Origin of the sequence: Nocardia sp. NPDC049737 (assembly GCF_040674755.1) — a bacterium.
Lineage (GTDB): Bacteria > Actinomycetota > Actinomycetes > Mycobacteriales > Mycobacteriaceae > Nocardia.
The window spans coordinates 1-11,617 of the sequence record NZ_JBFANH010000056.1 but is presented as its reverse complement, the minus strand read 5'-3'; the positions used below and the strand labels follow the sequence as shown (position 1 = coordinate 11,617).

Genomic DNA, 11,617 nt, shown 5'->3' with positions numbered 1-11,617 from the left:
TCGAACTATCGGTGCGAAAGTCCCAGTGTCGGTGATTCGTTCGGCACTCGGGGTCGGCGGACGTACTCGGCCGGCAAGTGGTCGATGACGCAGGTGCGGTAGCACCCGGTCACGATCCTCGACCGTGTCACCACAGTCCATGCCGATATGGGCCGGGCCGACTGGCCGGGGACGGTCGAATTTGCGCGTGAGCATGCCGAGCACTATGGGCCGCGCCACGAGGCGGACCGTGGCGACGGCACCTATGAAGTGATGACGGGAGTGAGAAAGGTGTCGGGCATTGGCGTTGGCCCCGCAGCCTGGGCATGTAGATCGTGGTGTCCTCCCGTGATCGCCAGCCTAAGCAGTTCGCCATCGACGCCGCCGCGAAAGCGTTGCGGGAGGCTGGGTTCGAGGTCAGGGTCCGTATCGGTCGCACCGCGCGCCCGTCCCTGCTCGCGGAAGGCGACCGCGACGCACGCCAGGCCGACCGGGCGCAGGCATTGCAGGACAAGGCGTCCCGCAAGGACGTCAAAGCTGTCGCTCCTGACTCCGCGCACGAGCGTGCTTGTCAGGCGTTGCCGCCGGGTGGTGAGCCAGTCAAGATCGGCCATCACTCCGAACGCCGTCACCGGCGCGCGATCGAGAAGTCGTGGGATGCTTTCGGCCGGTCGGTGCAGGCGGGCCGGGACGCCGATCGCGCGCATGATCGCGCCGACGCGGCGGCGCGAACCACCGATCACCGCTACGCACCGCGCACTGTGGCTAATCGTATCGACACCCTCGAGGCCGAACAGCGCGGCGATCAACGGACCCTCGACGGTCACACCCGCGTGATCTCCCGAACCGCCAACGGTGAAGTCCAATACGCCGAAACCCCTCCCCCGCAACGGGTGAGTACCAGCAGCGAGTCGTCGACCGCATGGCGCAACGCGGCGATGAGATCACCTACTGGCATCAGGTCCGCGATCAACAGATCGCGGATGCCTGACGCCCGGCTGGGGACCCGCGGATTTCAGCGTCAGTGACTTCGTCCGCGTCGGTGGCCACGCGTGGCGGCAGGTCACTCGCATGAACACGAAATCGGTGTCGGTGGCCAACATTCCGCAACCGCGCACACCGTTGAACACCATCATCGGCAAACATGCCTGCCACCGCGAGGTCACCACCGACTACACCGTGCGCTACTACGAGATCACCGCGATGATGACCGAACCCGAAGCCCGCCACCGGTTCCCGGACATCTTCGAGGACCTCGACGCGAGCCGACTGCCGCCGCGTCCGAAACGCCGCGGCGGCAAATCCGAACTCGACCACCTCCGCGGCCCGCAGTCCGATCGCTGGTACTGGAGTATCGGCGGCCTCGAATACGTCGCGGTGTGGGCGCACGCCGACCGCTGGTATGCCAGCCCACCGGAGCCGGTCACCGACCCGGGGGTGGTGCGGGTGAGCGCGCAGCGCCGCGAACCGGGCCGGTTACACGGTGAACCGATCGAGCTGCCGGTCACCGAGTTCACGGTGTCGGGGCCGGTGTGCTTGCCCGAGCAGGTCCACAACCACGTCCGCGTCGTCGTCGAGGCCCGTACCTATCTGCCCGCCGCCGCAGCGGCCTGAAAAACCTGTAACCGCCGCCCTTACCCGCTGGGTGCGGGGCGGGCTCGTCGATCCCACGAAGGAGTTGTTTCGTCATGTCCGCACACCAGCCGCCACGACCAGCGCCGCCGGACTTTTCGCCCGGCGGCGAACCACCGTGTCCCCGAACCCGAACTCCTGGCGGGCGTGGTTGACCTGTGGTGAGGTCGCCGACGAACCCGGAGCAGACCGATGAGCCGAGTACCGGAGTTCGAGCTGTACACCGCCGCGATGCGGAACCGGACCGCGGAGTTGTTGTGTTTCGAGGCGATCGGCTATGTGCGTGGCTGGTGCGATGCGCGTGGGGTCGGTGCTGGGGAGGCGATCGATTTCGGGCATGCCTTCGCCGTCCTCGTCGCTGCGGGTGGTTCGCGCCCGAATATCGCCGACGCGTGGACCAACTGGTGCCACGGTCGCGACATCGGTGCTGGCCCGGAGGTCGAGTGCACCCGGCCCGCGGCGCTCCGCCCCTGAGCTCGGCCTCGCCACCGCGGTCGTCGCCACCGACTTTCGCCGATATCGCGATCGCGCGGCGGCCGACGGTCGCGGGCAGCGGTCACCCAGATCGGGCAGCCGTTCTCCGCCCCCGTCGGGGCAGCCAACTGAACACACCATGTCATCGAAAGGAAACCCGGATTCGTCATGCCCGCTCCAGCATTCGCCGTCAGCGCCTACACCAACTCCACCGACTACGGATCCGCCTACACCCTGTTCGCCAGCGACGACCCATCCATCCGTGGGCAGGTGTCCGCCGGGATGAGCGAACACCATCCGATGGCGGATGGCATCACCAAGGCCCGGCCGATGGTGGTTCTTCGGTCTCGTCGTCGAGGATGGGCGCCTCGGCAATTCCCGTGTCACCGCCCGGTTCAAACCGGGCACAACCGGGCGCGGCGGCGATGGTGTGTCTGGGCGAACCCGGGTACCTGGGCGTGTATCTGGGGTATCCGCTGGCCACTGCCGACGCGGACATCCGTGAGCTGGTGGCCGACACCGTCACCGAGACCACCGGTGAATTCCTCACCGATGACCGCGCCGCCCGCTATCGGCACTGGGCGGCTGAGCAGCACCGCCAGAACGTCGCCCGCGCCCTGGAGGCTATTCAAAGCCTCGAGCAACTCGCTTTTCGGCGCCACGCTACGGCCCGCGCCGAGGTCGACACGTCGTGGGCGCTGGTGGCCGCACTGCGCCAACAGCAGTAACCCACGGCGGCCCACGCCTGCACTCACCTGCTCTGGAATCCGTATCTATCTGTGCGAGAGGAGTTTGACTCATGTCGATCGCTACCTGTGTGCGTCACGCCGAGTTGGGGGATCTGGTCGGGCTGTTGAATGCTCAGCAGGCCGCCAAGGTTGATGTCGTCGCCCCGGCGTCGGCGTTGCGTGCCAGTGATGGTCTGCTGCGGTTGTCTGGGGTCGAACCGGTGCTGGATGAGCGGGGTTTCACCCTCGTCGACGGCCTCTACCGGCCCACCGCCGCCGCCGACTCCCACCTCGGGTCCAAACTGAAAATCCCTGTCGGGTATCTGAAATGGTTGCGCGAGGAGTCCCGCACCGATCTGTACGACGCCAACATCAATGGCCTGCTGCACGGCCCCGATGACCCGCGTCTGCCCGGCGCGGGTGATGAGCGCTCGTTTCTGCTGCGCCTGTTCACCTCCGGTGTCGTCGATGAGCCCGGCGTTCTGCGGGCGGTGCTCTCGGATCGCTACGGCATCATCGACAACCTCGACGTGCTCACCGCCGTGCTGGAGGGCATCCGGGCCGCCGATGCCGATGTGTCGGTGCGCTCGTGTGATCTGACCGAGTCCTCCATGCATTGCAAGGTGTTCTCACCGAAGGTGCGGGCGCTGGCACCGAGTTTCCTGGCGAACTATCGGACCCCGTTCGCCAACCCCGAAATCGAGGCCGAACGCCGCCGCGCCGCAGGCGAGTTGGATCGGTGGCGCCCGATCGCGGCCCGCGAAGGCCACGGCTATCGGCCCGGCAGCGAGCCGGTGGTGTTCGCGGGGTTCCGGTTCTCCAACTCCGAGATCGGCCATCACGCGGTCACGTTGAAACCGGAGCTGGTGGTCCAGATCTGCGGTAATGGGCTGACGTTACCGATGTTCGCCTACACCAAACGCCACATCGGGGACCGCCTCGAAATCGGCGGTGTCGGCGGCTGGTCACAGGACACCTACCGCAAACGCCTCGCGGTGATCACCGCCGAAACCCGCGATAAGGTCGCCGAATGGCTATCCCCCGACTTCCTTAACGCGCGGATCACCGAACTGGAACGCCACGCCGCCAACCCGGTCGCCCACCCCGAACGCACCATCGAAGTCGTCTCCAAGAAGTTGGGGTTCACCGAGGACGAACGCAGCGGGATCCTCAGCCATTTCATCGCCGGTGGTCAGCTCACTGCCGCCGGGATCGCCAACGCCGTCACCAGCTACTCCCAAACCGTCCCCGACGCCGACCGCGCCGACATTCTCGACGACCTCGCCCTGCAAGCAATGTCGCTCGTGTGAACCCCCCGGGCGGCGGGCCCGCCACACACTCCCCGCCGCCCGGCGTAGTCGTTGCTGTCCTTCATCCATCCCTGTGGGCCCTCACTGGCCCCGACCCATCGAGGAGGTTGTTTCCGCATGCCCGAAACCTTGACTCTGACCCGCGCGGAGTTCGACAGCGCCGAGCATTTCGGTGCCGCCGGCGTTGTCACGGCCCTGGGTGAGGACACCGTCACCCGCTGGCGCGAGCAGCACCCGGACTGGAAAGCCAAGCACTGGGGCTACAGCGACCCCGACGAGCACGGCGCACGGTTCCTGCGCCCGATCAACCTCGCACCCCGCACCAAGAGCTAGCCGACCCCGCCGGTCCACCGCCCGCACCCCGTGGCGGGCCACCCGAATTTCACAGCACTCATATCCGCCTTCAGGCAGGCACCGACCAGTCCAAAGCTGGCCGGTGCCTGCCTGTTTCACGATAGGAGCACTCACCAATGACCCACGACACCGACACACCCACCATCGACCCCGACACCATCACCCCCGACGACACCGATATCCCCACCGGCATCGCAGTCGAGTCCGACGGCAGCGACTCCGAGCCCGACGACGCGGTGGCCGCACCGTCACCGCTGTGGGGGCCGACGATGGATCCGGGCCTGCTGGACGTCGCGGACAATGTGCGCAAGAACTTTCGGCTCGAGGACCATCCCGAGGTCACCGACTCCATTCGTGAGCATGGCGTGAAGAACCCGATCAAGGTGATCCGGATGCCCGACGGGCGCCACGTCGTGCGTGACGGGCAGGTCCGGACCCTGACCGCGCTGGCGTTCGCTCAGACCGAGGTGCCGGTATGGGTCACCGATTTCGACCCTGCCGTGGATGCGACCGAGGCCGAGATCGAGCGGATCACCGAGCAGATCACGGTCAACGACCGCCGGATCCCGCTCACCGACGGTGACCGCGCCGCGGGCATCGCGCAGATGCTCGATTTGGGAGCCTCGGTCACCCGGGTCGCGAAGGCGTTGCAGACCAAACGCGACGAGGTCAAACGCGCGGGCAAGATCGGTACCTCGGCGACCGCGCGGGGGTTGGTCGACGAGGGCCAGTACGACCTCGAGCAGGCCGGGATCATCGCCGAATACGACACCCTCGGCGACACCGACGCCGTCGAGCGGCTGATGCGCGCCAACCGCAGCTGGTTCTCCTACGAGGCCAACCGGATCGCGACCGATCGCGCCGAGCGACGCGACTATCTGGCCGCGGCGTTGCCCTACGCTGAGGCCGGGGTCGGGATCCTCACCGACTACCCCGGCGACGAGCAATTCAGCGACGACGGGCCGCTGATGTCGGCGGCGGAGTTGGTCGACGCCGACGGGGCGGCGGTCGACATCACCCACATCAACGCGAACCCAGGTTTGTGGTTGGTGTGGTTGGAACTCGGTGAGGAGATGGTGTGGGTCGAGGTCGATACCGGTGCTCTCGTCGACCCCGACACGGTGGACTTCGACACCCGCGATCACCCCGATGCCGAACCCGCCGAAGGGTTGCGCCACGCCCGCGAAGTGCAACAGCGCGAACAGGTCCTCGCTGAATACTTCCTGCCCCGCGAGTTGCTCGACGCCGCGGGTCTGCGGGAACGCGAGGACACCGACACCGGACCCGACGATACTGTCGAGGACGAGGCGGGCGAGGGCGATGAGCTCGCCGCCGCGCGCCGTTCCTCTGCCGCACAAGCCGCGGCGCAGGCCGAAACTGAGCAGCGGGACAAAGATCGGTTGGCCCGGCGCCGTGTCCGCGAGCTGAACAAGCAGGGCGTGGCCGCCAAGACCACCCGCATCAAGTTCGTGACCCACTTGCTGGGGCGCAAGACCCCGCCGGCGCAGGCCGCGGTGTTCGTCGCCCAAGCGCTGGTCTCCGACAGTGGTCTGCTCAGCGAGTACCACGCCTTCGGCACGGCCCTGGAACTGATCGGCTACAAGGACTTCCGGGCTCGCGACGAGCTGATCGCTGACCTCGAGACAACGAAACCGGCCCGCGCCCACGCGATCGTGCTCGCCCTCGTGCTCGGTGCCTATGAAAACCGGGCCACCAAGGAACTGTGGCGCTACGCCGACCGCGGCGTGCGCCGCTACCTGAAATTCCTCAGTCAGCTCGGCCACACACTCGTGCCCGTCGAACTCGCCGCCCTCGGCGAGGTCAACTCCGACGACATCGACATCGACATCGACACCCCGACCACCACCGAGCCCGACGAGCAGGAGCAAGCCGCCTGACCGATCTGTTCGGCCACCCCGGCCTGCCGGTGCGCGGTTCGCTTAACCGCCCACGCACCGGCAGACCTGGGCTCACCCCCTTCGAATCTTGCACGGAGGTGTCCATCCCATGACCGCTGTCCTGGACCCGCGGGCGACGGCCTTGGCTGCCGCCGCCTGCGGCTGGCCGGTGTTTCCCCTGCGCCCGGGTGGGAAGAAACCGGCGATCAAACGCTGGCCTGAGCTCGCCAGCATCGACGAAGACCGCATCCACCGCTGGTGGGGTTATAACCCGCGCTACAACGTGGCGATCTTGACTGGCAGCCCTGCCGGGTTGCACGTGATCGATCTCGACGCACGTCACATGACCCCACCAGCTGACGCTCTGACCGAAGCCCTGGCTCGCCTCGCCGAGAATCTGTCCCGGCCCGCGCCGCCGACGTTGACCATCGCCACCCCAGCAGGCTGGCACCTCTACTACCGCGCCCCGCACGAGCCGCTGTTGCGATGCACGGTCGCACGCATCGGCGAGGGCATCGATTCCCGCGGGCACGGCGGCTACATCGTCGCTCCCGGATCCCGTACGCCGCACGGGGATTACACCGTGGCCGTGAACCGGCCCGTCGCCGACCTTCCCGACATGCTGATCCAACGGATCATCGCGCCTGCGCCGACTCCGCCACCCACTGGCGACTGGTCGAGTTCAATAGCGACGCACCCGGATTCGTATCTGGCGGCGATCTTGGCCTCCGAAGCCGAACGGGTCGCTCGCGCGCGGGTGCACCTGCGCAACCACACCCTGTTCCGGTCGGCATTGGTCCTGGGGCGGCTCGTGGCCGCCGACGAACTCAGCGAACACGATGCCCGCACCGTCCTCACCAACGCCGCCGCGACCCACATCGGGATCGAGGACTTCACCGCTAGCGAAGCCCACCGCACTATCAGCAACGGATTCCGCTACAGCCGCACACGCCCCCGACGGCTGCGCCACTGAATCCCCGCCATCGGAGCAGGAGCCCATCGTGCCCGAATACTACGTGCGCTGGGAGATCGACGTGAGCGCCGAGGATCCCGTCTCGGCCGCGTTCGCGGCGTTCGATCTGTATCGCGCGCCTGACTCGAAAACCAGTGTCTTCGACGTCATCGAACCCGACGGCCACACCTACCGCGTCGACCTCGACGACGACCCGATCACAGCACACCAGATCAGCACATCCCCGCGGCCGCGTTCGCTCGCGCGCCGTCTGCTCCGGATGCTGCCCGCGCGGGCGCGTCGCCGGGCTGGCGCCTGGTTCCCCACGACGTCGACGCTCCTGCAGCAGCCCTCGTAACCATCCGAAACCCCACCTGAACTCGGCCACGGGCTGGCAGGCGCAAGCGGCGCGCTGCACACCGACTTGCGTGCCGCCGTCGGTCGATCTGCTTGTCGGCGGGCCGCGACACCACGCAATTACGGGAGCGCGGACGGCGCGCGCCCGCGCTCCCCTCAGAAAGGATGGCCCTGCCATATCGGTGGTCCGACTCTGTTTTCCCTTGTCGAAGGTGATCGACCTCGCCGAGCACGCGATGGCGGCCGCCGAGCATTCCCGCTCGCCATACGACGATCCCGCTCCGGCGGTGCCGTCGCTGATCTGGGTGAAGGACGACGGCATCTACCTGACGAGCAACGGCATCCCCGCCAGCTCGCAGAACACGGCCCGGATCGTCTACGCCCACGGCCACGAATCCGGCACCCACTGGTGCTCTGGTGAACCGCTCGGCGACGACTTCGTCGAGTACATCGACCTCACCCAAGCCACCGACGGCGCTGCCCTCATCGATCTGATCCGCAGCTACGCCGCGCTCGATGCCTGGCTGGTCTTCACGGTCTCGACCGGCACGTTCGAGATCACCTTCAGCCCCACCGGGCCTACCGCATAGCCGGTCACCCGCTGTGACCGCCGCGGTTGCTGCCACGCAACCGCCGCGTTCGACACCGACAGCGCTGCGGCGGCGCGCACCAACCACCTCCATCCGGGAAGAAGGAGATGAAAACCTATGTCCGACAATACCGACGACCCGAATCCAGCCAGCGACGCGACCACCTCAGCTGCGGATCAGCAAACCCGGGGCCGCGCTGCGGCGGGGGCGTTGCATATCGATGAGCCCGGGGAATTGATTGCCGCTGTTCCCGCGATGGTCGGGTTCACACCGCAGCGGTCGCTGGTCGTCGCGGTGCTGGCCAGTTCCTTGGATCCGGAGCGCGCTCCGATCATCGATGCGGTGGCGCGTTTCGATCTGGCTCCTGCCTCCGGCCCGCGGCGTGGTCTGGCGGCGGCGTACGCACAGTGCGTGGCGCAGATCTGTGCCACTGAGGGGACCTCGGAGGTGCTCGCGGTGATCGTCGATGATCGGGTGCGCCAACCCTGCCGCACGCGCGGACGCGGCGCGGGTGTCGGGCCGTGGGGCACGCTCATCGCGGCGTTCGCGCGGCGGCTCGCGCGGCAGGAGGTGTTCCTCGCCGGCGCTTGGGCGGTGGGCGCGATCGAGGCGGGTCAGCGGTGGTGGAGTCTGCTGGATGCGAAACAACGTGGGGCGCTGCCGGATCCGGCGACATCGATGGTGACGGTGGCGCATGTGCTCGCCGGTCGCCCGATCCGCCGCACCCGCTCGGAGCTGACCGATCTGCTCACCCCCGACACTGAACTCGCCCAGCAGGTCGCCGTTCACCTCGACGCTGCCCTGGCCCTCGCGCGGCAACGCCACACAGCAGCGCTCCGCCACGGTGACCTTGACCGACACCAGCGGCGCGCACTCGAACTGGTGTTGTCCCAGATCGCGAACATCGACTCCGGTGCGGCGCTGTCGGCCACAGATTGTGCGGAACTGGCTGCGGCACTGCGTGATCGGACGGTGCGCGACTCGCTGTTCGCCCTCGCGGTCGGTGACCATGCCGCCGTCGCGGAACATCTGTGGATCGTACTGGCGCGGGCCTGCTCGGGCAGCGATCGTGCCGACGCCGCAACACTTCTCGGTTACAGCGCCTACATCCGCGGCGATGGCCCCCTGGCCGGTGTCGCCCTGCACGCCGCCTTGGACGCCGAACCCGCACATTCCATGGCGACACTGCTGGAAATATCGCTGCGCACCGGGATGCGCCCGGATACGCTGCACCGCCTCGCCCACTGCGGACTCGGCATCGCCGCCGAACTCGGCGTCGACCTCGGCCCGGCCATCCGGTGAACACCCACCCGCGGTGGCGGCGCTATGGTCTCCATGACCGACGCGTCACCGCCTGCACCGACCGCTATCTGCTGCGGCGGGTGTCGGGTGCGATCGAGTACCTCGGAATCGGTTGGCGTGACCCCGATCTGGGGGCTGCCGAAGCCGACGGCCTCGCCGCTACTCTCGCGGGCCGACGCCATCAGCGGCTCACCCACCCGCTCGCGTGGTGGTGGCGTGCGCGGCGGGTGCGGCGATGAGCGCGCAAGGCACAGTCCCACCCAGCATCGACGGGACAGAGCTGATGTTCCTGCGCCAGCTCCAAGCGCGCATCGATGACTGGTGCGGTGACCGCACCCACCCCGACGGGCTCGCGCGCATCCGGGATCTACTGCACCAGCGGTTACGCGTCTGCACCGATACCGCGCGGCTTGCCGATATCGACGCCGATCCGGTGATCGCGTTGTTCGCCGTCGAACTGCACCGGCTGCGCCGCGCCGCCGCCACAGCCACGATCACCACCGTCGGCGGACACCGCCACGACCGTGTCCGTGTCCACGGCGTGCACCGCCACCACACCGTCATCGGCCATGCCCTTGCTCGCGGTGTGTTGTTGCCGCTGCGGTTCATCGAGTCCATCACACCCCACGACCAGTCCAGACAGTGAGCAGTCATGCCCGAAGGAGCCGCCCGCATCATCCGCGCCCACCCCGACCATCTCACGACGGCCGATCGACTCGGCACATGATCGGCGACGCCGGGGGCTTGGTGGCGTGGATCGAGGCCAACCTCCCCGAACTCGACCAAGACCGCCACCATCCCTGGCAGGCGATCCCCGCCTCCCCCGGCGCGGTCACCGCCGGGATCGACATCCACATCCACTCCCCCGGCCTGCCCGACCGCACCACCAACATCGCCCTAGCCGCCGAACCACTCGACCACCACCGCACCAGCCGCGACGATTCCACACCAAGGGTTCGGCCGCGCGGTTAGCCTGGGTGCGGGATCGGGGTCGCCGGGGTTACGCACCAGAGCATTCGTCACCGCTGATCGATGCCGATGCTGCCCGCCTCAACACAGCATGTTGTCGCCGTGGCGCGAGAGTGGATGCCTCCCAACCCCTCCGGAAGCATCCACCTCCCCACAGCCGCTGTCCTTTTCACCCCCACCGCTGCCCCAGCCCGAGTGCCGCATCGGACCACGCTGCGCCACATCGGCCGGTCTCACCGCTGTCATCGAAACTCGTCGTGCGTCGCGAAATAAAGACGGCCCTCCCCGAATACCCACCCGGCATCGGCACCAGCCACGACCGAATCAACCCAATGCAACCCGGTTGATCGCGGCCCTGCCCCGCTGCCGGTGATTCCCGGAACCGGGCAACGCTCAGGACTCTCAACGCCGCTGGCTGGGCCACCAAATTACAGCGGCCCATCCTCGCCATGCCCGGACCCGCCACCGCGGCGGCCTCAGTGGGCTGTCACCGACTCATCACCGACCACCGTGCCCGCGCGCTCATCCCGGTCACCGAGGTCATCGCCGCCATGGACGCCGCGACCGGCACACAGCACTGACCACCGCACCGCGTGGTGGTCACACCACATCCCCGCCAATAGCGAAGGAGCACAACGATGGCCGAAGAAACCGTTATCACCGTAAAAGGAAATCTGACCGACGCCCCGGAACTTCGCTTCACCCCGAATGGTGTGGCGGTCGCTAACTTCACCGTCGCCTCCACACCCCGATACCGCGACGCCAACACCGGCGAGTGGAAAGACGGCGAGGCGTTGTTCTTGCGCTGCAACATCTGGCGCGAGGCCGCGGAGAACGCGGCGGAATCGTTGACCCGCGGAGCCCGCGTCATCGTCACCGGACGGCTCAAGCAGCGCCGCTGGCAGACCCCCGATGGTCAGAACCGCACCGTCGTTGAGCTTGAGGTCGACGAGGTCGGACCGTCGCTGCGTTACGCAACCGTTTCCGGCGTGTTCAGGAATACCGAGCGCTCTTCGGAGCGGAACTCGATGCTGGTCGGGGAGGACCAGCGCTTGGAGGCGGAGCCCGCTCC

General features: G+C 67.7%; 16 protein-coding genes and 1 pseudogene. 16 read left to right on the top strand and 1 reads right to left on the bottom strand.

What is annotated here, in order from left to right; genetic code table 11:
* Positions 1 to 314: 314 nt before the first annotated feature.
* Positions 315 to 746, top strand: a pseudogene (locus AB0J47_RS40075) (DUF3560 domain-containing protein); the annotation flags it as partial.
* Positions 747 to 802: 56 nt separating this feature from the next.
* Here the strand turns inward: AB0J47_RS40075 and AB0J47_RS40070 are convergent.
* Complete coding sequence (locus AB0J47_RS40070; protein ID WP_364359265.1) at positions 803 to 937, bottom strand: hypothetical protein; 135 nt, start codon at positions 935 to 937, stop codon at positions 803 to 805.
* A 113-nt stretch (positions 938 to 1,050) separates the two neighbouring features.
* On the opposite strand from AB0J47_RS40070, the gene AB0J47_RS40065 reads away from it, so the two are divergent.
* The 15 genes from AB0J47_RS40065 to AB0J47_RS39995 all read left to right on the top strand — a co-directional run.
* Positions 1,051 to 1,593 carry a hypothetical protein gene (locus AB0J47_RS40065; protein WP_364359218.1) on the top strand — a complete coding sequence of 181 codons (543 nt, stop codon included), beginning with the start codon at positions 1,051 to 1,053 and terminating at the stop codon, positions 1,591 to 1,593.
* A gap of 210 nt (positions 1,594 to 1,803) precedes the next feature.
* The gene (locus tag AB0J47_RS40060) at positions 1,804 to 2,085 is read left to right on the top strand and encodes a hypothetical protein (protein ID WP_364359215.1); all 282 of its coding nucleotides are present in this window, start codon (positions 1,804 to 1,806) and stop codon (positions 2,083 to 2,085) included.
* 425 nt (positions 2,086 to 2,510) lie between these two features.
* Complete coding sequence (locus AB0J47_RS40055; RefSeq protein WP_364359212.1) at positions 2,511 to 2,813, top strand: hypothetical protein; 303 nt, start codon at positions 2,511 to 2,513, stop codon at positions 2,811 to 2,813.
* A gap of 71 nt (positions 2,814 to 2,884) precedes the next feature.
* Entirely contained in the window at positions 2,885 to 4,123 is a 1,239-nt protein-coding gene (locus AB0J47_RS40050) for a hypothetical protein (RefSeq protein ID WP_364359209.1), read from the top strand.
* A 117-nt stretch (positions 4,124 to 4,240) separates the two neighbouring features.
* The gene (locus AB0J47_RS40045; RefSeq protein WP_364359206.1) at positions 4,241 to 4,456 is read left to right on the top strand and encodes a hypothetical protein; all 216 of its coding nucleotides are present in this window, start codon (positions 4,241 to 4,243) and stop codon (positions 4,454 to 4,456) included.
* 137 nt (positions 4,457 to 4,593) lie between these two features.
* Positions 4,594 to 6,375: a ParB N-terminal domain-containing protein gene (locus AB0J47_RS40040; protein ID WP_364359203.1), complete on the top strand. Its 1,782-nt coding sequence runs from the start codon at positions 4,594 to 4,596 to the stop codon at positions 6,373 to 6,375.
* Between the two features lie 109 nt (positions 6,376 to 6,484).
* Positions 6,485 to 7,348, top strand: a complete 864-nt coding sequence (locus tag AB0J47_RS40035) for a bifunctional DNA primase/polymerase (protein WP_364359200.1) — start codon at positions 6,485 to 6,487, stop codon at positions 7,346 to 7,348.
* Positions 7,349 to 7,376: 28 nt separating this feature from the next.
* Entirely contained in the window at positions 7,377 to 7,685 is a 309-nt protein-coding gene (locus AB0J47_RS40030; RefSeq protein WP_364359197.1) for a hypothetical protein, read from the top strand.
* A gap of 202 nt (positions 7,686 to 7,887) precedes the next feature.
* Positions 7,888 to 8,274 (top strand): hypothetical protein, encoded by a 387-nt coding sequence (locus AB0J47_RS40025; protein WP_364359194.1) that lies wholly within the window; start codon positions 7,888 to 7,890, stop codon positions 8,272 to 8,274.
* A 117-nt stretch (positions 8,275 to 8,391) separates the two neighbouring features.
* Positions 8,392 to 9,576: a DUF4192 domain-containing protein gene (locus AB0J47_RS40020; protein ID WP_364359191.1), complete on the top strand. Its 1,185-nt coding sequence runs from the start codon at positions 8,392 to 8,394 to the stop codon at positions 9,574 to 9,576.
* Entirely contained in the window at positions 9,573 to 9,815 is a 243-nt protein-coding gene (locus tag AB0J47_RS40015) for a hypothetical protein (protein ID WP_364359188.1), read from the top strand. Before AB0J47_RS40020 ends, AB0J47_RS40015 begins: the two co-directional genes overlap by 4 nt.
* A complete protein-coding gene (locus tag AB0J47_RS40010; protein ID WP_364359185.1) occupies positions 9,812 to 10,222 on the top strand; it encodes a hypothetical protein in 411 nt (136 codons plus the stop codon). The genes AB0J47_RS40015 and AB0J47_RS40010 overlap by 4 nt, the downstream gene beginning before the upstream one ends.
* Before the next feature lie 77 nt (positions 10,223 to 10,299).
* A complete protein-coding gene (locus AB0J47_RS40005; protein ID WP_364359182.1) occupies positions 10,300 to 10,548 on the top strand; it encodes a hypothetical protein in 249 nt (82 codons plus the stop codon).
* A 446-nt stretch (positions 10,549 to 10,994) separates the two neighbouring features.
* Positions 10,995 to 11,126, top strand: a complete 132-nt coding sequence (locus tag AB0J47_RS40000) for a hypothetical protein (protein WP_364359179.1) — start codon at positions 10,995 to 10,997, stop codon at positions 11,124 to 11,126.
* 57 nt (positions 11,127 to 11,183) lie between these two features.
* Positions 11,184 to 11,617 (top strand): single-stranded DNA-binding protein (locus tag AB0J47_RS39995; RefSeq protein WP_364359176.1); only part of this gene is annotated, 434 nt, incomplete at its 3' end.